The organism is Caulobacter sp. GW821-FHT10E02, from assembly GCF_059415225.1.
In genome coordinates this window covers 481,851-501,168 of sequence record NZ_JBWKMV010000004.1, presented here as the reverse complement: position 1 = coordinate 501,168, position 19,318 = coordinate 481,851, and the positions used below count along the sequence as shown (strand labels likewise).

Annotated in this window: 19 protein-coding genes and 1 riboswitch; of the genes, 11 read left to right on the top strand and 8 right to left on the bottom strand. The window is 67.6% G+C overall.

All coding sequences use genetic code 11. The features are described 5' to 3' along the window. The first annotated feature begins 43 nt into the window (after positions 1 to 43). The 9 genes from AC07NI_RS22250 (at position 44) to sugE (ending at position 7,080) form a co-directional block, all read left to right on the top strand. Entirely contained in the window at positions 44 to 283 is a 240-nt protein-coding gene (locus AC07NI_RS22250; protein ID WP_494623173.1) for a hotdog family protein, read from the top strand. 192 nt (positions 284 to 475) lie between these two features. Beyond that, positions 476 to 1,030, top strand: coding sequence for a F0F1 ATP synthase subunit delta (locus AC07NI_RS22245; RefSeq protein ID WP_494623171.1), 555 nt, complete (start codon positions 476 to 478; stop codon positions 1,028 to 1,030). A 52-nt stretch (positions 1,031 to 1,082) separates the two neighbouring features. Further along, positions 1,083 to 2,615 carry a F0F1 ATP synthase subunit alpha gene (atpA, locus tag AC07NI_RS22240; RefSeq protein WP_494623170.1) on the top strand — a complete coding sequence of 511 codons (1,533 nt, stop codon included), beginning with the start codon at positions 1,083 to 1,085 and terminating at the stop codon, positions 2,613 to 2,615. A 34-nt stretch (positions 2,616 to 2,649) separates the two neighbouring features. Beyond that, positions 2,650 to 3,525 (top strand): F0F1 ATP synthase subunit gamma, encoded by an 876-nt coding sequence (locus AC07NI_RS22235; protein WP_494623168.1) that lies wholly within the window; start codon positions 2,650 to 2,652, stop codon positions 3,523 to 3,525. A 47-nt stretch (positions 3,526 to 3,572) separates the two neighbouring features. Beyond that, a complete protein-coding gene (atpD, locus tag AC07NI_RS22230) occupies positions 3,573 to 5,210 on the top strand; it encodes a F0F1 ATP synthase subunit beta (RefSeq protein WP_494623166.1) in 1,638 nt (545 codons plus the stop codon). Continuing rightward, positions 5,210 to 5,461 (top strand): hypothetical protein, encoded by a 252-nt coding sequence (locus AC07NI_RS22225; RefSeq protein WP_494623164.1) that lies wholly within the window; start codon positions 5,210 to 5,212, stop codon positions 5,459 to 5,461. The genes atpD and AC07NI_RS22225 overlap by 1 nt, the downstream gene beginning before the upstream one ends. Continuing rightward, positions 5,461 to 5,721, top strand: coding sequence for an ATP synthase F1 subunit epsilon (locus tag AC07NI_RS22220; RefSeq protein WP_494623162.1), 261 nt, complete (start codon positions 5,461 to 5,463; stop codon positions 5,719 to 5,721). The genes AC07NI_RS22225 and AC07NI_RS22220 overlap by 1 nt, the downstream gene beginning before the upstream one ends. 170 nt (positions 5,722 to 5,891) lie before the next feature. Continuing rightward, positions 5,892 to 6,623, top strand: coding sequence for a hypothetical protein (locus tag AC07NI_RS22215; protein ID WP_494623160.1), 732 nt, complete (start codon positions 5,892 to 5,894; stop codon positions 6,621 to 6,623). Positions 6,624 to 6,750: 127 nt separating this feature from the next. Next, complete coding sequence (sugE, locus tag AC07NI_RS22210; RefSeq protein ID WP_494623158.1) at positions 6,751 to 7,080, top strand: quaternary ammonium compound efflux SMR transporter SugE; 330 nt, start codon at positions 6,751 to 6,753, stop codon at positions 7,078 to 7,080. On the opposite strand, the gene AC07NI_RS22205 is transcribed toward sugE, so the two are convergent. The 4 genes from AC07NI_RS22205 to AC07NI_RS22190 are packed head-to-tail and all read right to left on the bottom strand — an operon-like array spanning position 7,077 to position 11,073. After that, positions 7,077 to 7,826: an alpha/beta fold hydrolase gene (locus AC07NI_RS22205; RefSeq protein ID WP_494623156.1), complete on the bottom strand. Its 750-nt coding sequence runs from the start codon at positions 7,824 to 7,826 to the stop codon at positions 7,077 to 7,079. The genes sugE and AC07NI_RS22205 overlap by 4 nt on opposite strands. A 56-nt stretch (positions 7,827 to 7,882) precedes the next feature. Continuing rightward, a complete protein-coding gene (locus AC07NI_RS22200) occupies positions 7,883 to 9,349 on the bottom strand; it encodes an alpha/beta hydrolase (RefSeq protein WP_494623154.1) in 1,467 nt (488 codons plus the stop codon). Positions 9,350 to 9,380: 31 nt separating this feature from the next. Beyond that, positions 9,381 to 9,869: an RNA pyrophosphohydrolase gene (locus tag AC07NI_RS22195; RefSeq protein ID WP_494623152.1), complete on the bottom strand. Its 489-nt coding sequence runs from the start codon at positions 9,867 to 9,869 to the stop codon at positions 9,381 to 9,383. Between the two features lie 22 nt (positions 9,870 to 9,891). After that, entirely contained in the window at positions 9,892 to 11,073 is a 1,182-nt protein-coding gene (locus tag AC07NI_RS22190; RefSeq protein ID WP_494623150.1) for a divergent polysaccharide deacetylase family protein, read from the bottom strand. Positions 11,074 to 11,267: 194 nt separating this feature from the next. After that, a riboswitch (glycine riboswitch) is annotated at positions 11,268 to 11,357 on the top strand. A gap of 384 nt (positions 11,358 to 11,741) precedes the next feature. Between AC07NI_RS22190 and AC07NI_RS22185 the strand changes: the two genes are divergently transcribed. Continuing rightward, entirely contained in the window at positions 11,742 to 14,144 is a 2,403-nt protein-coding gene (locus AC07NI_RS22185) for a TonB-dependent receptor (RefSeq protein ID WP_494623148.1), read from the top strand. A 57-nt stretch (positions 14,145 to 14,201) separates the two neighbouring features. Next, complete coding sequence (locus tag AC07NI_RS22180) at positions 14,202 to 15,410, top strand: dipeptidase (RefSeq protein ID WP_494623147.1); 1,209 nt, start codon at positions 14,202 to 14,204, stop codon at positions 15,408 to 15,410. 65 nt (positions 15,411 to 15,475) lie between these two features. On the opposite strand, the gene AC07NI_RS22175 is transcribed toward AC07NI_RS22180, so the two are convergent. From AC07NI_RS22175 to rsfS, 4 genes are all read right to left on the bottom strand, one after another. Next, on the bottom strand, positions 15,476 to 16,867 hold the full coding sequence (locus AC07NI_RS22175; RefSeq protein ID WP_494623145.1) for a S41 family peptidase: 1,392 nt from the start codon (positions 16,865 to 16,867) through the stop codon (positions 15,476 to 15,478). 113 nt (positions 16,868 to 16,980) lie between these two features. Beyond that, the gene (locus AC07NI_RS22170; RefSeq protein ID WP_494623143.1) at positions 16,981 to 18,036 is read right to left on the bottom strand and encodes a murein hydrolase activator EnvC family protein; all 1,056 of its coding nucleotides are present in this window, start codon (positions 18,034 to 18,036) and stop codon (positions 16,981 to 16,983) included. Positions 18,037 to 18,139: 103 nt separating this feature from the next. Further along, a complete protein-coding gene (rlmH, locus tag AC07NI_RS22165) occupies positions 18,140 to 18,604 on the bottom strand; it encodes a 23S rRNA (pseudouridine(1915)-N(3))-methyltransferase RlmH (RefSeq protein ID WP_494623141.1) in 465 nt (154 codons plus the stop codon). 108 nt (positions 18,605 to 18,712) lie between these two features. Next, positions 18,713 to 19,144 carry a ribosome silencing factor gene (gene rsfS, locus AC07NI_RS22160; protein ID WP_494623345.1) on the bottom strand — a complete coding sequence of 144 codons (432 nt, stop codon included), beginning with the start codon at positions 19,142 to 19,144 and terminating at the stop codon, positions 18,713 to 18,715. Positions 19,145 to 19,318 lie beyond the last annotated feature (174 nt).

The following is a 19,318-nucleotide window of genomic DNA, read 5'->3' as shown; positions in this document are numbered from 1 at the left end:
CGCCGCCCCTTTTCTTTTCCGGAACCGTGATTAGTTGACGCAGATGGACACGAGCTTGGCCGCCCAGCTGGAAACCGTTCTGCGCAAGGCCGCGGGCGAGGGGACGGCCCTGGCCTCGATGACCGTGGACTATGCCGGCGAGGCCGGCGACGCGTCCCTGGAGCCCAAGGGCTGGGTCGAGCGGGCCACCCGCAGTCTCGTGTTCGCCCAGGGCGAACTGCGGCGTCCGGACGGCGCTCTGGCGGCTTCCGCCTCGGCCGTGTTCCGTCGCGCCGCGGACTGAAGGTTCGAACCTGCCGCGCCCCTTTGGTTGCGACTGCGAAAGGCCCGTGTTATCAGGCGCGCGGCTTCGGACAGGACGGCGCGGACGCGTCGGCCATCCATGTGCTTTTCATAAGCGCGCTCAAGCCTTTAAGTCGCGATAAGGGGTAACCTTCCTGTTCGCGGCCATTGCAACGCACCGGGCGGATACCAAGTGGCGGACGAAACCAAGGCGACGGATGCGGGTCAGCGCTATGCGCAGTCCCTCTTCGAACTGACGATCGAGAACGGCAATCTGGCTAAGGTCGAGGCCGACCTTAAGAGCCTGAAGGCGATGATCGCCGACAGCGCCGACCTGCGCCGCCTGATCGCCTCGCCGGCCTTCTCCGCCGAGGAGAAGGGCAAGGGTCTCGTGGCCGTCGCCGTGAAGGCCCGCTTCGACATGCTGACCACGAAGTTCCTGGGCCTGGTGGCCTCGAACGGCCGCACCGGCGACCTGCTGGGCGCCATCTCGGCCTTCTCCGAGCTGTCGGCCAAGCACCGTGGCGTCGTCACCGCCGAGGTCGTCTCGGCGACCGCCCTGTCGGCCGCCCAGCTGAAGGGCGTGCAAACCGCCCTGGCTGAAGCGCTCGGCAAGACCCCCGAAGTTTCCACGCGCGTCGATCCGTCCCTGCTGGGCGGTCTGAAGGTGCGCGTCGGTTCGCGTCTCTTCGACGCTTCGCTCCGTTCGAAGCTCGATTCCCTGAAATTCGCCCTGAAGCGCGCTTAAGCCTTTAATTAAGCGCCTCGAAAAAAATTAGATCGCAGAGAGCCCAGAAACCATGGACATCCGCGCCGCCGAAATTTCGGCCATCCTCAAGTCGCAGATCGCCAACTTCGGCGAAGAAGCCGCCGTCTCGGACGTCGGCCAGGTGCTGTCCGTCGGTGACGGCATCGCCCGCATCTACGGCCTGGACAACGTCCAAGCCGGTGAAATGCTGGAATTCCCGAAGGCCGGCGTGAAGGGCATGGCCCTGAACCTCGAGCGCGACAATGTCGGCGCCGTGATCTTCGGCGCTGACGCCGAGATCAAGGAAGGCGACGAAGTCCGCCGCCTGGGCGAGATCGTCGACGTGCCGGTCGGCCGTGGCCTGCTGGGCCGCGTCGTCAACCCGCTGGGCGAGCCGATCGACGGCAAGGGTCCGATCCAATACACCGAGCGTCGCCGCGTCGACGTGAAGGCCCCGGGCATCATCCCGCGCAAGTCGGTGCACGAGCCCGTGCAGACCGGCCTGAAGTCGATCGACACCCTGATCCCGGTCGGCCGTGGCCAGCGCGAGCTGATCATCGGTGACCGTCAGACCGGCAAGACCGCCGTCGCCATCGACACCATCCTGAACCAGAAGGCCGTGAACGCCGGCAAGGACGAGAGCGCCAAGCTCTACTGCGTCTACGTCGCCATCGGCCAGAAGCGCTCGACCGTCGCCCAGATCGTCAAGACCCTGGAAGAGCACGGCGCCCTGGAATACACGATCGTCGTCGTCGCCTCGGCCTCGGAGCCGGCCCCGCTTCAATACATCGCGCCGTTCTCGGGCTGCGCCATGGGCGAGTGGTTCCGCGACAACGGCCTGCACGGCCTGATCATCTATGACGATCTGTCCAAGCAAGCCGTCGCCTACCGCCAGATGTCGCTGCTGCTGCGCCGCCCGCCGGGCCGCGAAGCCTATCCGGGCGACGTCTTCTATCTGCACTCGCGCCTGCTGGAACGCGCCGCGAAGCTGAACGAAGACAACGGTTCGGGCTCGCTGACGGCTCTGCCGATCATCGAAACGCAAGCCAACGACGTGTCGGCCTACATCCCGACCAACGTGATCTCGATCACCGACGGCCAGATCTTCCTGGAAACCGACCTGTTCTACCAAGGCATCCGCCCGGCCGTGAACGTCGGCATCTCGGTGTCGCGCGTCGGTTCGTCGGCCCAGATCAAGGCCATGAAGCAAGTCGCCGGTCCGATTAAGGGCGAACTCGCCCAGTATCGTGAAATGGCCGCCTTCGCGAAGTTCGGCTCGGACCTGGACGCCTCGACCCAGAAGATGCTGGCTCGCGGCGAGCGCCTGACCGAGCTGCTGAAGCAGCCGCAATATTCGCCGCAGTCGGTCGAAGAGCAGGTCTGCGTGATCTACGCCGGCACGCGCGGCTATCTGGACAAGATCCCGACCTCGTCGGTCCGTCGCTTCGAGACCGAGCTGCTGGCTCGCCTCCACAGCGCGCACAAGGACCTGCTGGACGGCATCCGCACGAAGAAGGCCCTCGACAAGGATCTGGAGAACACGCTGAAGAGCGCGCTCGACAGCTTCTCGGCGACCTTCGCCTAAGCCCCCTCGGAACGCTCGGAGAGAGTAGCGCCGAATGGCCAGCTTGAAGGAAATGCGCAATCGGATCTCGAGCGTCAAAGCGACGCAAAAGATCACGAAAGCGATGCAGATGGTGGCGGCGGCCAAGCTGCGCCGGAGCCAGGACGCGGCCGAGGCCGCTCGTCCCTATGCTCGGCGCCTGGCTTCGGTCATCGCCAATCTCGCGGCCGGCGTGTCGGGCGACGGGGCTCCGGCCCTGCTGACCGGCACCGGTCGCGACGATCGTCACCTCATCGTCGTCGCGGCGGCCGATCGCGGCCTCGCCGGCGGCTTCACCTCGTCGATCGTGCGGGCCGCGCGCCAGCACATCGACGGCCTGATCGCCCAGGGCAAGGACGTCAAGATCGTCTGCGTCGGCAAGAAGGTCACCGCCCAGCTGCGGCGCCTGTACGCTGAACGGATCGTCGAGAATTTCGACCTGTCGGCCTACCGCCAGTTCACGCTGTCGGTGGCTCAGCCGATCGCCGATGTCGTCACGCGCCTCTACGAGGCCGGCGACATCGACGTTGTCACGCTGTTCTACAGCCGCTTCAAGTCGGTGGTCGTCCAGACCCCGACGGCGCTGCAGCTGATCCCGGCGACCGTCGAAGGCGTCGAAGCCCCGACCGGTCCGACGGCGGTCTACGAGTACGAGCCCTCGGAAGAGGCCATCCTCGAGACCCTGCTGCCGCGCAACCTGACGGTTCAGATCCTGTCGGCCCTGCTGGACAACATGGCTGGCTTCTACGCCAGCCAGATGACCGCCATGGACAACGCCACGCGCAACGCCGGCGACATGATCAAGCGCTACACCCTCGAGTACAATCGTTCCCGCCAGGCCCAGATCACCAAAGAGCTGATCGAGATCATCTCCGGCGCAGAAGCCGTCTGATCTAGCCTAACGACACAAGCACGCAGAGATCGAAAGACCCGCACGCCATGGCCAAGACCCCCGCTGAAAAGCCGGCCGCCGCCGCCGCCAAGAAGCCCGCCGCCCCCAAGGCCGCCGTTGCTCCGAAGGCCGCCGCCGCGACCAAGGCTCCCGCCGCCGCCGCTGCCGCTCCCAAGGCTCCGGCCGCCAAGAAGCCGGCCGCCCCGAAGGCCGCCGCCGCTCCTAAGGCTCCGACCACCAACCTGGAAGGCGCCACCGGCCGCCTCGTCCAGATCATCGGCGCCGTCGTCGACATCGAGTTCACCGGCCCGCTGCCGGCGATCCTGAACGCCGTCGAGACCACCAACACCGCCACCGGCCAGCGCCTGGTGTTCGAAGTCGCCCAGCACCTGGGCCAGAACACCGTCCGCGCCATCGCCATGGACGCCACCGAAGGTCTGGTCCGCGGCCAGCCCGTCCGTGACACCGGCGAGTCGATCCGCGTTCCGGTCGGTCCGGGCACGCTGGGCCGCATCATGAACGTCATCGGCGAGCCGATCGACGAGCAGGGCCCGATCCAGTCGACCCTGTCGCGCCCGATCCACCGCGACGCCCCGACCTTCGCCGAGCAGACCAACACCGCTGAAGTGCTGGTCACGGGCATCAAGGTCATCGACCTGATGTGCCCCTACACCAAGGGCGGCAAGATCGGCCTGTTCGGCGGCGCCGGCGTCGGCAAGACCGTGACGATGCAGGAACTGATCAACAACATCGCCAAGGCTTACGGCGGTTATTCGGTTCTGGCCGGCGTGGGCGAACGCACCCGCGAAGGCAACGACCTGTATCACGAGATGATCGAGTCGAACGTCAACGTCGACCCGAAGGCCAACAACGGCTCGACCGAAGGCTCGCGCTGCGCCCTGGTCTACGGCCAGATGAACGAACCCCCGGGCGCCCGCGCCCGCGTCGCCCTGACCGGCCTGTCGATCGCGGAATACTTCCGCGACGAAGAAGGCAAGGACGTGCTGCTGTTCGTCGACAACATCTTCCGCTTCACCCAAGCCGGCGCCGAAGTGTCGGCTCTGCTGGGCCGCATCCCCTCGGCCGTGGGCTATCAGCCCACCCTGGCCACCGAGATGGGCAACCTGCAGGAGCGCATCACCTCGACGAACAAGGGTTCGATCACCTCGGTCCAGGCCATCTACGTCCCGGCCGATGACTTGACCGACCCGGCGCCCGCCGCCTCGTTCGCCCACTTGGACGCCACCACCGTTCTGTCGCGTGACATCGCGGCCCAGGCCATCTTCCCGGCCGTGGACCCGCTGGACTCGACCTCGCGGATCATGGACCCGCTGGTCATCGGCGAAGAGCACTACAACGTCGCTCGCTCGGTCCAGGAAGTCCTGCAGCAGTACAAGTCGCTGAAGGACATCATCGCGATCCTGGGCATGGACGAGCTGTCGGAAGACGACAAGCTGGTCGTCTCGCGCGCCCGCAAGATCTCGCGCTTCCTGTCGCAGCCGTTCCACGTCGCCGAGCAGTTCACCAACACGCCGGGCGCCTTCGTCCAGCTGAAGGACACGATCCGCTCGTTCAAGGGCATCGTGGACGGTGACTACGACCACCTGCCGGAAGGCGCCTTCTACATGGTCGGCGCGATCGAGGAAGCCGTGGCCAAGGCCGAAAAGATGGCGGCTGAAGCCTAATGACCGAAGACGCCGATCTGGGCCAATTCTGCTGCGAGGAACTGGCGGAAGCGGTGTCTCCGGACACCAACGCCGGTCTCATCGAGCATGACAGCGGCCTGATCCTGCTGAATCTCGGCGAGCGGGAAGAAGAGGGCGAGACCGGCTTGATGCTGGCCACGATCCACTTCTGCCCGTTCTGCGGGACTGAGATTCAGACCGACGAAGACATCGAGGCCGCCCTGGGCGACGTCGAGGAGACCTTCAACTGATGGCCAAGCTGCACTTCTCTCTGGTCGCCCCCGAGCGCGAACTGTTCTCCGGCGACGTGGACCTGGTCCAGGCGCCGGGCACGGAAGGCGACTTCGGCGTCCTGGCCGGCCACGCCCCGTTCATGACCACCCTGCGCGAAGGCAAGGTGACCGTGAAGGACGGCGCGACGACCAAGGTGTTCGATATCCAGGGCGGCTTCGCCGACGTCGGTCCGGAAGGCCTGACGATCCTGGCCGAGCACGCCGTCGAAGCGGCCTGATTCCAGTCGCGATGCACGTACTCGAAACGCCCTCGGTCCCCCGGATCGGGGGCGTTTTCGCGTGCGGAGCGACCATCCGTCGCGTCATGAGTGAGAAAATTACACTTGTGGCCTAATCTTGGTCTTAATCCGTAGCCATAAGGGTTGCGAGGGACCGTCCGTCGGTTTTAATGCCGACCTCTCGTCTTGTTGGGGATAACCAGCCTATGCGCCTTGCGCTCGCCAGCCTGATCGCCTTCGGCGCGGTCACCACCGCCGTCGCCCAGGAACAAACCGCCGCTCCGGCGCCCGCTCAGGCTCCTGCCGCCGCTCCGGCTCCGGCCGCTCAAACCACCGCCGCGCCGGCCGACCAGGCCGCTCCGCCCGTCGCCGCGCCCGCCGCTGGCGCCGCGCCGGCCGAAACCTACACCGCGCCGGTCCGTGGCCCGCGCACGACCGACCCGCTGTCGGTCCGCCTGATGGACGTGCTGGACAAGGTCTGCAAGCCGTCGGTCGCCGGCGGCGACTTCGCCCAGCTGGTCAAGGACTACGGCTTCAAGAAGAAGAAGGAGCAGTGGGTCTTCGATCTGGGCAAGCCCTACAACATCACCCTGGACAACCCGGGCTCGAACAAGAACGTCTGCACGATCACCATCGACTACGCGCAGACCCCCGAGCAGGCCCAGGAACTGGCCAACGCCCTGCACGACTACGCCACCTGGGAAAACAGCCCGCAGCTGCGCCTGATCCGCAACGACCAGACGGTCGGCAGCGACTTCCGCCGCTTCACCGTGTCGTGGGACGACGCCTGGGCCGCCGGTCACGCCGGTCTGGTGTTCATGCGCCTGAAGAAGACCGACGAGACCTCGGTCGGCAAGAACTTCGAACGCGCCCAGATCCTGTACAGCACCACCAGCCGCTAATCCGGTTGATCCGCTTTCTGAGCGGTCCTATCTAAGCGAGGCGCGGGGGACGACCCCCGCGCCTTTTGCTTTTCGCGATTGCCGTAAGTCCGGGGACGACCCCACCTTTTCAGGAAAGGGGCTCGTCGTGGCCTGGATCATTCTCCTCATCGCTGGCGTCTTCGAAATCGGTTGGGCCGTGGGCCTGAAGTTCACCGAGGGCTTCGCCAAGCCGATCCCGATCGCGCTGACCGCCGTCAGCCTCGTCCTGTCCATGGGCCTGCTGGGCTGGGCCGTGAAGACCCTGCCGCTGGGCACGGCCTATGCCGTCTGGACGGGCGTGGGCGCGGTCGGCACGGCCATCGTCGGCATCGTGCTGTTCAAGGAGCCGGCGACCGCCGCCCGGCTCGTGTGCCTGGGCCTGATCGTGGCCGGCATCCTGGGGCTGAAGGTGTTCAGCTCGGGCTCGGCGGCTTAAGCCGCCGCCCGATCCTCTGACGCGATAAAGTCGAGGCAGCGCTGGGCGACACGCTCCCAGCCGGGTTCCCCGGGAAGCCAGTGGCTCATCTCGGGGAACACCTCGACGACCCCGCCCAGGCGCGCGGCCGTCTGACGGACCGTGGCCGGCGGATGGATGACGTCCTGGCCGCCGGCGATCGCCAGCACCGGACAGCCGGGCGATGACACCGAAGTGGTCATGAACGGGTCCAGCCACCAGTTCAGCGTCTCCCACAGCGCCCGGCCGCTCTCGGGCGTCATGCGGGCGAAGATCGCCTTGCGCTCGGGGCGGGCCAGCTTGTCGACGCTGTAGCGGCGCACGACGCCGTAGTCGGGCTGGATGGCCTGCAGCCAGTAGGGGCCGAAGGTGTAGAGGCTCATGGCCGAGGCCGCCTCCTCCAGGCTCGCGCCCTGCACGCCCCAGGGGGCGGAGGGGGCCAGCAGGATCAGCTTGGAAATCTTGGCGCGGGAGGCGGCCATCTGGGCGACCAGGCCGCCCATCGAGTGGCCGATCAGGATCGGCGGCGTCTCGCACGTCTCGATCAGCCGCGCGATCTGACGGGCGTAGTCGCTCATCGAGACGCCGGCGGCGCTGCTTTGGCCGTCGTGGCCGATCAGATCGGGAGTGAGGACGCTATGTCCGGCCGCCTCGAAGGGCGCGCGGAAGTCGTCGAAGGTCCAGCCGCCGCAGAAGGCGCCGTGGACCATGATCACGGGTGCGCGCATGGACGCCCTAGAAAACCCCGCCGGCGAAGCAGCCGGCGGGGATCAGCCTACACGCTCTACTTCGCCTTGGGCGAGGTTTTGGCGGGCGCCTTTGTCGCAGGGGCCTTGGCGGCCGCCTTGGGCGCGGCGGCAGCCTTCGGAGCCGCGGCCTTCGGGGCGGCTTTCGGCGCAGCGGCGGCCTTGGGAGCGGCGGCCGGCTTCGCGGCCGGAGCCTTCGCAGCAGCCTTCGGTGCGGCGGTCTTGGCGGGCGCCGGAGCGGCTTCGGCCTTCGGCTTGGCCGGGGCTTTCGGCTTAGCGGCCGGAGCAGCCTTCGCGGCCGGCGCGGCCTTCGGAGCCGGAGCGGCCTTGGCGGCGGGCTTCGCAGCGGCCGGCTTGGCGGCGGCCTTAGCCGGAGCCTTGGCGGCAGGAGCTGGCTTGGCGGCCGGGGCGGCCTTGGCCTTCGCGGCCGGCTTCGGGGCGGCCTCGGCCTTGGCGGGCGCGGCCTTCGGAGCGGCTTCAGCCTTCGGCTTGGCCGGGGCCTTCGGCGCAGCGGCCTTCTTCGGCGCGGCGGCGGGCTTGGCGGCCGCCGGGGCGGGCGCCGGAGCCGCTTCAGCCACCGGAGCCGGGGTCGGCGCGGGCGTCGGAGCCGGAGCCGGCGTCGGGGCAGGGGCCGGAGCGGGTTCCGCCGCCTTCACGGGCGCGGGCTCAGGGGCCTTGGCAGGCGCCGGAGCGGGGGCGGGAGCCGGAGCAGCCGTGGCGGCCGGCGTCTTGTTCTTGCCCGTCAGCCAGGCGATCACGTCGTCGAGGATCTTCATCGTGTTGGGCTCGTCTATGAGGTAATGGGCGTTGTTGGGATAGATCTTGATGTCGGCCGTCGCATACTTCTGGCCGATACGTCGCACGTCTTCTAGGGGCGTCGTGCGGTCCAGGGCTCCTGCATTGACCAGGATCGGCACGGTGACCTTGGTTTCATCGACATAGGCCGTCTTGTTGACGTCCTTATGCGGCCAGGCCAGGTCGGCCAGCACCTGGCCGCTGTCATGGACCATGGTGGCGTAGAGCGCGTCGTGGCGCTCGGCCGGCACGGCGTTCATGACGCCGAACTTGAAGCCGGTCTTCCACATCTTGCCGGCCCGGGTCTCGGGCTTGGACTGGATGGCCAGGTTCAGGAAGGTGAAGACGGGCGAAAGCTTCGGCTTGCCGCGCGCGTCGGCCGGCGAGGCTGGGGCGAACAGCACGAGCGCGTCGGCATGGCCGGCCTCGGCGATCTTCTGGGCGATCAGCCCACCCATCGAGTGGCCGAAGATCAACGGCTTCTTGCCGGTCTCCTTGGCTAGGGTCTGGGCCAGGGCGCTCATCTCGGCGACGTAGTCGGCCAGGGACAGGCCGGCCAGGCCCGCGCGCGGACCCTCGACCGTCCGCACCGCGGACCGGATCGTCGGCGCCACCACGCGATAGCCTTCGGCCTTCAGCCGCGCGGCGACGGGACCCCAGACGTCCCCCGCGCAGCCATAGCCGTGTATCAACAGAACCGTGTCCGCCATCCCGTACTCCCCAGCGCGACGGACGATAGAGTCAGACGCCGCGCGCGAACCCTGTGAATGCGGTGACCACGGCTTCGTAGACCTCGCGCTTGAAGGGTACGATCAGTTCGGGTGCTTCGTCGAGCCTGCCCCATTTCCAGGCGTCGAACTCGACATGTTCATCCGCTTCCAGATCGATCTCGGCGTCGTCGCCGATGAAGCGATAGGCGAACCAGACCTGCTTCTGGCCCAGCCACCCGCGCGAGCGCTTCTCGTTGGCCAGCACCTCGGGCGGGAAGTCGTAGGTGATCCACCCTTCGGTGCGCCCCAGCAGCTCGACGGAGGTGACGCCGGTTTCCTCGGCCAGCTCGCGGCGGGCGGCTGTCTCCAGGTCCTCGCCTTCGTCGACCCCGCCCTGCGGGAATTGCCAGTTGTGGGGCGGCGGCTGCTTGTTGCGACGACCCAGCCAGACGCGGCCGTCCGGATGGAACAGGACGACGCCGACGTTCGGGCGGTGCTTGGGATAGTCGAGCTCGGTCATGCCGAGCCTTGTTCCACGATTTCTAGCGGTGGGCGAGAGCCGAGGCGGGCGCCAGTTGCAGGCCGCGCCCTTGCAGGCCGGCGGCCCAGACGCGCACCTGGTTGATCGTCACCGGATAGGCGAAGCCCGAACCCAGCGACTGGCCGCGACCGGTGGCCCCGGTCTCCAGCGCCTTCAGCTGGGTGTCGATGGCGCCGGCCGACAGCTCGTCGTCGATCACCCGGTCGGCCGAGGCGCGCGGGATCGGGCCGGCGCGGCGAGCGGCCAGGCCGTCGTCCACGAACGCCAGGCCCCGGGCCTTGAGCACGCCGTTGAAGGTGCCCATCGCCTGGTCGCTCTCGACGAAGCGGGCGCCCAGATAGTTCGACAGGCCGAAATAGCCGGTGGCGCGCGACATCAGCCATTCCAGCTTACGCACGGTGTCTTCCGGACGGTTGGCGGCGATCAGGGTGTAGGGGCCCGGATCGTTGGCCGGATAGTCGGTCGGCTCCATCGGCGTCTCGAGCAGGACCTCGTGGCCGTGGGCGCGGGCCAGGTCGATCCAGCCCTGCAGGCCCTCGGCATAGGGCGCGAAGGACAGGGTGATCTCGCCGGGCAGGGTCTCGATCGCCGCGCGGGTGGTCTGGGCGTTGAGGCCCAGGCCCCCGATGACCACCGACACCTTGGGGCGGCCGTTGGGCGTGAAGGGGCGGGCATAGGCTTCCGCCGCGGTGCGGCCGTCCGCGCCGATGATCGGCAGCGGACCGCCGCCGGGGCCCGGCGCGGTCAGGCCGGCGATCGGGGCCTGGGCCAGGCCCGGGCCCTGCTGGATCGGCGGCAGGTTCTGGAGGCCCTCGGCGACCGGCGCCTCGCCCTCCTCGGGTTTCACCGGGGCGAAGGGATTGGCCGACAGGCCCAGCTGGCCGGGGACCAGTTCGGCCCCGTGCGGATCCTCGCCGCCAAGGCCCTCGCGCCAGCCTTCCGGCGCGTTCTTGGTGGCGCCGATCTCGGTCAGGGGCAGGCGAATCACCGGTGAGCCGGCGTGCGGGTCGCGGGTGATCAGGACGAGCGTCGTCAGCGAGAGCAGGAACAGCAGGGCCGCGCCGCTGGCGCCGATGAAGGGATTGCTGACCGCGGCCATCAGCTTGGCGCGCAGGTCCCCGGACGCGCCCGGAGCGGGCGCGGCGGCGGCATAGGCGGGCTTACGCGAGAAGGAGACGGCCATGACCCCATCAGGCTAGCGGGGAAGCTTCGAACATATGGTTAACGAGATATGGCCGGAGGGCGTTCTGGCTGCGACCCGGCGACGCGGGCGCCGCTGAAATCAGCGTTTTCTGCAACCGTCTCAGGCGCTGAAGGTCGATGGCCGCTTCGGGTGGCCTGATCGGTTGACGGGAGGGGGCGTGGCTCGTCCCCTGAAGGTCTCTCGCGGGAGAGACCGGGCCCTGGCCCGGCGCTGAAGGCGAAACCGCCCCGGAAACGCTCAAGCAGAAGGACCGCGCGAGACGATGAACGCTGGAAAGCAGGGCGCATATCGCCCTCGCCGAAGGAGCAAGGCGACCGCCCGTCCGCCAGAGACGGGGCGCTGAATCTCTCAGGCCCAAGGACAGCGGGGGTGCGAAGGCGAGCCGTCCTGGCCCGCCCAGACCCACGCGTGCGTCCATGCCGATCTAGCTGATCCCGTCTATACGATATGGCCAAATGCAATGAACGCGATCGTCACGCATGACTTTCGCGAAGTGCTTGTTAGCTGTCTGCATAAGTATATTTTCAATGTTCATAAATGAAGCACGATTGTTCAACGTTTTCACTTTGAAGATATATTATCCTATTCAGAGAAATTCCTGATTTACCGCTGATGACGGGTTGATGACGCTGTCCTGGTCAAAATGATTGGGGATAGTCATGACCACTCGCAGACCTGCACACGCCGCCGTTCGCCTTAGGGCGCTGCTGCTCGCCGCTACCGTCCTGGGGAGCGCGACGCCGGTCCTGGCCCAGGAAGCCGACAAGGCCGCCGAACTGGAAACGGTCGTGGTGACGGGCAAGCGCCTGTCGGAAGCCAGCGTCGCCATCGGCACCGACCACGCCACGGCCACCGTCTCGATCACCCGCGAGGCCCTGCTGTCGGCCCCGGCCGGGATCACCGGCTTGAAGATGCTGGAGAGCCTGCCGGGCTTCAACGTCCAGGCCAACGACGCCCTGGGCATGTACGAGTTCGGCAACTCGGTCTCGGTGCGGGCCTTCAACTTCCAGCAGATCGGCTTCCTACTGGACGGCATCCCGATGGGGCGCAGCGACCAGTTCGGCGGCAGCCCGATCTATCGCTATGTCGACAACGAGAACCTGCTGCGGGTGACCGCCTCGGCCGGGGCCGGTGATGTGGCTTTGCCCAGCTACGCCTCGCTGGGTCCGATCGTCGACTACTTCACCCAGGCCCCGTCGGAAGAGGCCGGCGGCGCGATCAGCCAGACCTTCGGCAGCGACAGCCTGCGCCGCACCTTCCTGCGCCTGGAGTCGGGCAAGGTCGGGCCGCTGTCGGGCTATGTCAGCGGCTCGTGGATCAAGGGCGACCTGTGGCGCGGCCCGGGCACGATCGATCGCAAGCACTATGAGGGCAAGCTGCAGTACGACCTGCCCAATGGCGGCGACATCAGCTTCCAGACCGTCCACAACGATTATTTCGACTATGACAGCCCGTCGATCACCCTGGCCCAGTACGCCGGGACGGCCGGCGACGTGTTCGGCCGCAAGGGGCGCTATTTCTCGTACCTGGGCTCGGTGCCGCTCTCGACGCCGTTCGGCTCGCCGCTGACCATCCCGACGGGCAGCCTGCCCGAGGCCGTGGCCGGGGTGCCGTACTCCAACGCCAACTACGCCCAGTACTACAAGTTCGCGGTCAACAAGCGGAAGGACCACCTGTACGGCCTGACGCTGAACACGCCGATCACCGACAATTTCGACCTGACCACCACGGCCTACTACGAGGACAAGGGCGGCTACGGCGTCTCGCCCGAGGCCTATGCCACATCGCTGACCAGCTACAACGCCGAGAAAGGCATCGTGGCGGGCATCGTCGCCCCGCGCGGCATCCAGTACGGCCTGTCGGGCGTCGACGGCATCCGCAAGGGGATCACCGGCAAGGTCGCCTGGCACATCGGCTTCAACAAGATCGAGGCCGGGCTCTGGCTGGAGAACGACGACTATCACCGCACCCAGAACCGCTACAATGTCGAGAACGGCAATCCCGACGGCGCGCCGCTGTTCAACGAGCGGGTCCACGCCCAGCGGGACTACAAGTCGCTGCGCGAGACCAAGCAGTTCTTCGTCAAGGACACCGTCACCCTGCTGGACGCCAAGCTGAAGGTGGAGCTGGGCTTCAAGGCCACCGACATCGACTACAAGATCGCCGGCTATCGCAACCCGGCCGACTACATCGCCAGCCGCCATCCGATCATCAAGGACAACTGGAAGGACAGCTTCCTGCCCCAGGTCGGCGCGGTCTACAACGTGACCGGCCGCGACCAAGTGTTCGCCTCTTACTCCGAGAACATGGCCCTGCCGCGCGGCGCCGACGATATCTTCTCGGCCGCCAGCCCGACCGTCGCCGGTCCCGATCCCGAGACCTCGACCAACTGGGAACTGGGCTACCGCGCCAACCACAAGACGTTCAACGCCTCGATCGTGGCCTACCAGACCGAGTTCAAGAACCGCCTGCAGGCCTTCGCCTCGCTGGTGCCCGGCGGCGGCGGCACGACCGAGACCTTCTACCAGAACGTCGGGGCGGTGAAGGCCAAGGGCGTCGAGTTCAGCGGCCAGTGGAAGCCCGAGGTCTTCGCCGGCAAGGCCTATTTCAACGCCAACGTCTCGTACAATGACGCCAAGTTCCAGGACGACGTCCTGAACTACCGCGCCAGCGCCACGGCCGCGCCGATCACCCTGGCCGTGGCCGGCAAGAAGGTGCCGGACTTCCCCGACTGGGTGTTCCAGGGCGGGGTGACGCTGGAGCCGTTCGACGGGCTGCTGCTGAACGTCTCGGCCCGCCACCTGGAGAGCCGCTTCACCAACTTCGTCAACAACGAGAAGGTCGGCGGCTACACCATCGTCAATGCCTATATCGACATCGGCGACGGCTTCGCGGCCGGTCCGTTCAGCCAGGTCAAGGCGCGGGTCAATATCGATAACCTGCTCGACAAGGACTATCTGGGCACGATCAGCACCACGGTGAACACACCCGCCAGCTTCCGGCCGGCGTCGCCGCGCACGATCCAGTTCACGATCTCCGCCGACTTCTAGTCCCCGCCCTCCGGTCGGCCGCTGCAACGGCCGGCCGGACCCTTTTCGAGCGTACCCATGACCCGTTTCCTCCTCGCCACGACCGCCGCCCTGGCGCTATTCGCGGGCTCGGCGCACGCCGCAGACCCGGCCGCCGCGCGCAAGCTGCACGAGGGCCTGCTGACCCTCGACACCCACCTGGACACCCCCGCCAACTTCGGCCGGCCGGGCTGGGACATCCTCGATCGCCACTCGGCCGACAAGGACGGCTCGCAGATCGACTATCCGCGCATGGTCGAGGGCGGCCTGGACGGCGGCTTTTTCGCCATCTTCACCAACCAGGGCCCGCGCACGCCCGAGGCCACCCGCGCCGCCCGCGACGCGGCGATCATCCGCGGCGTCGAGATTCACGAGATGGTCGCCAAGCACGGCGACAAGTTCGGCCTGGCCCTCAAGGCAGACGACGCCGAGCGCATCGCCGCCCAGGGCAAGCGCGTGGTCTTCGTCAGCGTCGAGAACAGCTATCCGATGGATGGCGACGTCACCCTGCTGTCGACCTTCTACGCGCTGGGCGTCCGTATCTCGGGCTTGGCGCACTTCAAGAACAACGACATGGCCGACAGCTCGACGGACACGCCCGAGTGGCATGGCCTGTCGCCACTGGGGAAACAGTTCGTGGCCGAGGCCAACCGGCTGGGCGTGGTGCTGGACGGCTCGCACTCGTCCGACGAGGTGCTGGACCAGCTGATCGCGCTGTCCAAGACGCCGGTGATCCTGACCCATTCGGGCTGCAAGGCGGTGTTCAACCATCCGCGCAATGTCGATGACACGAGGATCAAGGCCCTGGCGGCCAGCGGCGGCGTGATCCAGGTCGACGCCTATTCCAGCTACCTGATCGAGACGCCCAAGAACGCCGAGCGCGACGCGGCCGTGGCGGCGCTGCGGGCCAAGGCCGGGGCGCGGGCCAAGATGACCGAGGCCGAGCGCGCCGGCTTCATGGCCGAGATGAAGGCGATCGACGCCAAGTACCCGGTCCCGAAGGCGACCTTCGAGGACTTCATGAACCACCTGAACCACGCGCTGAAGGTGGCCGGCGTCGATCACGTCGGGATCGGCATCGACTTCGACGGCGGCGGCGGGGTGACGGGCCTGAACGACGCCTCGGACTATTGGAAGATCAGCGAGCGCCTGCTGGCTGAAGGCTACAGCCGCGACGATCTGGCCAAGATCTGGGGCGGCAACGTCCTGCGGCTGCTGCGCGCGGCCGAGGCGGCCAAGGCCGCTTAGCGACAAACGAAAAGCGCCGCCCCGGTTGCCCGGAGCGGCGCTGATCTTGTCGACCTTGGAAGGTCTTACTTGTTCTCGGTGACCGGCTTGCCGCCGGCCGCGGCGGCCGCCTTGGCGGTGACCTCGGCGACCTTGGCCGCCGGCTTGGGCAGCTTGGGCGTATTGGCGACGCCGCCGGCGTTCAGCACGGCGATGGCGCGTTGCAGCTGGAAGTCGCCCTTCTTGTCGTCGAAGGCCGTCGGCGGGGCTTCGGCGGGCGTATGGACGCCCACGCGGCTCTTGCCCTCGTCGGCGTTCAGCGCGTTCTTGAAGCTGGCTTCGCTGAACCAGACGCGGTTGGCGATGTCCTGGGCCTGGTCGCGGGTCTGGGCGACCTCGAGGTCCGGGGCGATGCCGGTCTTCTGGATCGAGCGACCCGACGGCGTGAAGTACTTGGCCGTGGTCAGCTTCAGGGCGCCGTCGGCCCCGCCGCGCAGCGGGATCACGGTCTGCACCGAACCCTTGCCGAAGCTGGTCAGGCCGACCAGCTCGGCGCGGTGACGGTCCTGCAGGGCGCCGGCGACGATCTCCGCCGCCGAGGCCGAGCCCTGGTTGATCAGGACGACCATCTTCATGCCGTTCAGCAGGTCGCCGGGACGGGCGTTGTAGCGCTGGATGTTGCGGGGATCGCGGCCGCGCTGGCTGACCACCTCGCCGCCGTCCAGGAACACGTCGGCCACGCCGACCGCCTGGTCCAGCAGACCGCCGGGGTTGTTGCGCAGGTCCAGGATCAGGCCCTTCATCTGCGGGTTCTTGGCCTTCAGCTCATTGATCGACGCGGTCAGGGCGTCGGTGGCCTTCTCGTTGAAGCCGGGCAGGCGGACATAGCCGTAGTCGCCTTCCATGCGGGCGATGGCGGCCTTGGGCTTGATCACCTCGCGGACCAGCTTGACGTCGAACGGGTCGGTCTTGTCGCGGGCGATGGTCAGGGTGACCGCCTCGCCGGCCGTGCCGCGCATCTGCTTGACCGCTTCGTTGACGGTCAGGCCCAGCACGCTCTGGCCATTGACGGCGGTGATGTAGTCGCCGGCCTGCACGCCGGCGCGGGCGGCGGGCGTGCCGTCCATCGGCGAGATCACCTTCACGACGCCGTCTTCGCTGGTCACTTCCAGGCCCAGGCCGCCGTATTCACCGCGGGTGGTGTCCTGCATGTCCTCGTAGGCGTCGGGCGCCAGATAGCCCGAGTGCGGGTCGAGGCTGGTCAGCATGCCGTCCAGGGCCGCCTCGATCAGCTTCTTGTCGTCGACCTCGGTGACGTACTGGTCCTCGACCGTGCCCAGCACGTCGCCGAAGAGCTCCAGCATCTTGTAGGTCTTGGTCTTGGGGGCGTTGTTCGCCTGGGCGATGGGACTGACATAAGCCATGGCCCCCGCGCCGAGGACGAAGGCCGAAACTCCGATGAGCAGATACTTGCGCATTAGGCCCAGAAGGCTCCCTGGCGACGCGCGGCGTCGCAAACCGATTGTAGTCCTACCCAACCACTGTCAGCGGCCGGAGGTATAATTACGGCCAACATTACTGAAAAAGCCGTCTACCGCGACTCCTGTTTGAGCCAGCGCTCCGGATCGGCCGGGGCGCCGTTCTCACGGACCTCCAGATAGAGTTCCGGCTCCGAAGATACATGATCCGGCATCTTCCCGATGGGGGCGCCCGCCGCGACAGATTGTCCGGGTGACGCGGTTATCTGATCCAGGCCGCCCAGCACGACGTGATAGGCGCCCTGGGTGCGCAGGATCAGCACCGCGCCCCAGCCATTCAGCGCGCCGGCATATTCGACGGTTCCGGCGGTGGGCGCGTTGACGCTCGCGCCCTTCTCGGTGCGCAGGGTCAGGCCGGGCGACTTGCCACCGGCCGGCATCTCCTGGCCAAAGCGGCGGACGACGGCGCCGGGCGCGGGCTGGCGCAGCACCAGCGGCCCGCTGGGCTCGACCCGGCCCAGGCCGTCGGTCAGGGCGCCAAGAGTGCGCAGCTCGTTCTGCTGGGTCAGGGCTTCCTGGGCGAAGGCGCGTTCCAGGCGGGTCTTCTCGATGATCAGGCGCTCGATCTCGCCCTTGCGGTCGGCGACCACGCTCTCGGCGGTGAACAGTTCGGCCGAGGCGGCGGCGGCCTCGCGGCGCAGGGTGCCGACGGCCACGGCCTGGCGGCCATAGGCCTCGGCGCGGCGTTGCAGTTCCGGCGTCATGGCCCGGATCAGGATGGCGGCCCGCACGGCGTCACGGGCGTCGCCCGGCGCGACCAGCAGGGCCGGCGGCGGATCGCGGCGGAACAGCTGCAGCGCCGACAGCAGCAGCGACAGCCGCTGCCGGTTGGCGCCCAGATTGGCCAGGATGGCGTTCTCGCGGGCGTTCAGGGCTTCGAGCCGGGCGCGCTTGGCGTCGACATCGGTTCCGGCGGCGAGGCGGGCGTGGTCCAGGCGGTCCAGCTCGGTCCGCAGGTCCTGGATCTCGCGGCGGGTGTCGATGGCCGTCTGGCGATCCCTGGCCCGCTGGTCTTCGATCGCTCGGTCCGCACGCTGCCAGCCGACCACGGCCGTCGGGACGGCGAGGACCAGGGCGCAAACGGCGATGACGAGTCGAGCGCGGGACATCGCCCAACCTCTAGCCTCAGAGCCTTTCCGGGTCAGATGAAATCATCTGACCCGGATAAAAAGGCTCTGTTTTCTTAGAGCTGGAGCGCGCCAGAGGCGCGCTCTAATCGCGGTGATAGGGCGAGCCCGACAGGATGGTGGCGGCGCGATAGACCTGCTCGGCCAGCATCGCCCGGGCCATGGCGTGCGGCCAGGTCTGGATGCCGAAGGCCATGGTCTCGTTGGCCGAGGACAGGATCGAGGCGTCCAGGCCGTCGGCCCCGCCGATCAGGAACACCACGCGCCGGGCGCCATCGTCGCGCAGCCGGGCCAGGTGGTCGGCGAAGGCGCGGCTCTTCCACGCCTTGCCGTGCTCGTCGCAGGCGATGACATAGGCGCCCTCCAGGTGCGGACGCAGCACTTCGGCCTCGGCGGCCTTGCCGGGCTTGCGGGCCTCGACCTCGAGGATCTCGACCGGACCCAGGGCCAGGGCGCGGCCCGACGCGGTGGCCCGGGACGCATAGTCCACGGCCAGCTGCGCCTCGACCATGCGGCCGAGTTTCCCGACGGTGAGGATGGTGATCTTCACAAGCGTGGCAGCCGAAAGTGTGAGCGGTTTCGGCGCAAGCCACGCGCCAAAGAGAAGCAAAGCTCTAGGCCGTCACTCCGCAAAGAGCGACGGCCGAGCGTAGAGAGATCAGTTCGCCGCGGTGCGGTGCGGGGCGTCGACCGCCCAGATCTTCTCGATGTTGTAGAAGCTGCGCACTTCGGGACGGAACAGGTGGACGACGACGTCGCCGGCGTCGATCAGCACCCAGTCGCAGTGCGGAAGGCCTTCGACCTTCGCCTTGCCGTAGCCGTTTTCCTTCAGCGCGCGCAGCAGGTGGTCGGCCAGAGCGCCGACGTGACGGTGCGAACGGCCCGAAGCCACGATCAGGCTGTCGGCGACCGAACTCTTGTCCGCCAGGTCGATGTGGACGATCTCCTGGGCCTTGTCGTCATCCAGACGTTCCAGGATCAGGCGCTCCAGCGCCTTCAGATCGAGGGGCAGACTCAGGCCCGGGGATTCAGTCGAGGACTCGGCGCCGGCCGGGCCTTCATGCGCACTAAGCGCGGGGTCGCTACGCAGCGGATTGCTCCTTATGGGGTCGCTGTGGATATCCCTCATAGCACGGAATTGAGCCGAAAGTGAGGGGGTGATGGCCGAACGCCGATTCGCCAGCGGCCCTGAGGCGTTAGCGCAACGCTGTCGCCTGCCGAAAACTCGTCCCATGGTCGAGCTTGGAGCGATGAGGTAACGAGG

Excerpts from the sequence above, each read along its gene's own strand:
- AC07NI_RS22250 (WP_494623173.1), top strand. The coding sequence starts at position 44 with ATGGACACGAGCTTGGCCGCCCAGCTGGAAACCGTTCTGCGCAAGGCC.
- atpA (WP_494623170.1), top strand. The coding sequence starts at position 1,083 with ATGGACATCCGCGCCGCCGAAATTTCGGCCATCCTCAAGTCGCAGATC.
- AC07NI_RS22235 (WP_494623168.1), top strand. The coding sequence starts at position 2,650 with ATGGCCAGCTTGAAGGAAATGCGCAATCGGATCTCGAGCGTCAAAGCG.
- atpD (WP_494623166.1), top strand. The coding sequence starts at position 3,573 with ATGGCCAAGACCCCCGCTGAAAAGCCGGCCGCCGCCGCCGCCAAGAAG.
- AC07NI_RS22225 (WP_494623164.1), top strand. The coding sequence starts at position 5,210 with ATGACCGAAGACGCCGATCTGGGCCAATTCTGCTGCGAGGAACTGGCG.
- AC07NI_RS22220 (WP_494623162.1), top strand. The coding sequence starts at position 5,461 with ATGGCCAAGCTGCACTTCTCTCTGGTCGCCCCCGAGCGCGAACTGTTC.
- AC07NI_RS22215 (WP_494623160.1), top strand. The coding sequence starts at position 5,892 with ATGCCGACCTCTCGTCTTGTTGGGGATAACCAGCCTATGCGCCTTGCG.
- AC07NI_RS22205 (WP_494623156.1), bottom strand. The coding sequence starts at position 7,826 with ATGCGCGCACCCGTGATCATGGTCCACGGCGCCTTCTGCGGCGGCTGG.
- AC07NI_RS22200 (WP_494623154.1), bottom strand. The coding sequence starts at position 9,349 with ATGGCGGACACGGTTCTGTTGATACACGGCTATGGCTGCGCGGGGGAC.
- AC07NI_RS22195 (WP_494623152.1), bottom strand. The coding sequence starts at position 9,869 with ATGACCGAGCTCGACTATCCCAAGCACCGCCCGAACGTCGGCGTCGTC.
- AC07NI_RS22190 (WP_494623150.1), bottom strand. The coding sequence starts at position 11,073 with ATGGCCGTCTCCTTCTCGCGTAAGCCCGCCTATGCCGCCGCCGCGCCC.
- AC07NI_RS22180 (WP_494623147.1), top strand. The coding sequence starts at position 14,202 with ATGACCCGTTTCCTCCTCGCCACGACCGCCGCCCTGGCGCTATTCGCG.
- AC07NI_RS22175 (WP_494623145.1), bottom strand. The coding sequence starts at position 16,867 with ATGCGCAAGTATCTGCTCATCGGAGTTTCGGCCTTCGTCCTCGGCGCG.
- AC07NI_RS22170 (WP_494623143.1), bottom strand. The coding sequence starts at position 18,036 with ATGTCCCGCGCTCGACTCGTCATCGCCGTTTGCGCCCTGGTCCTCGCC.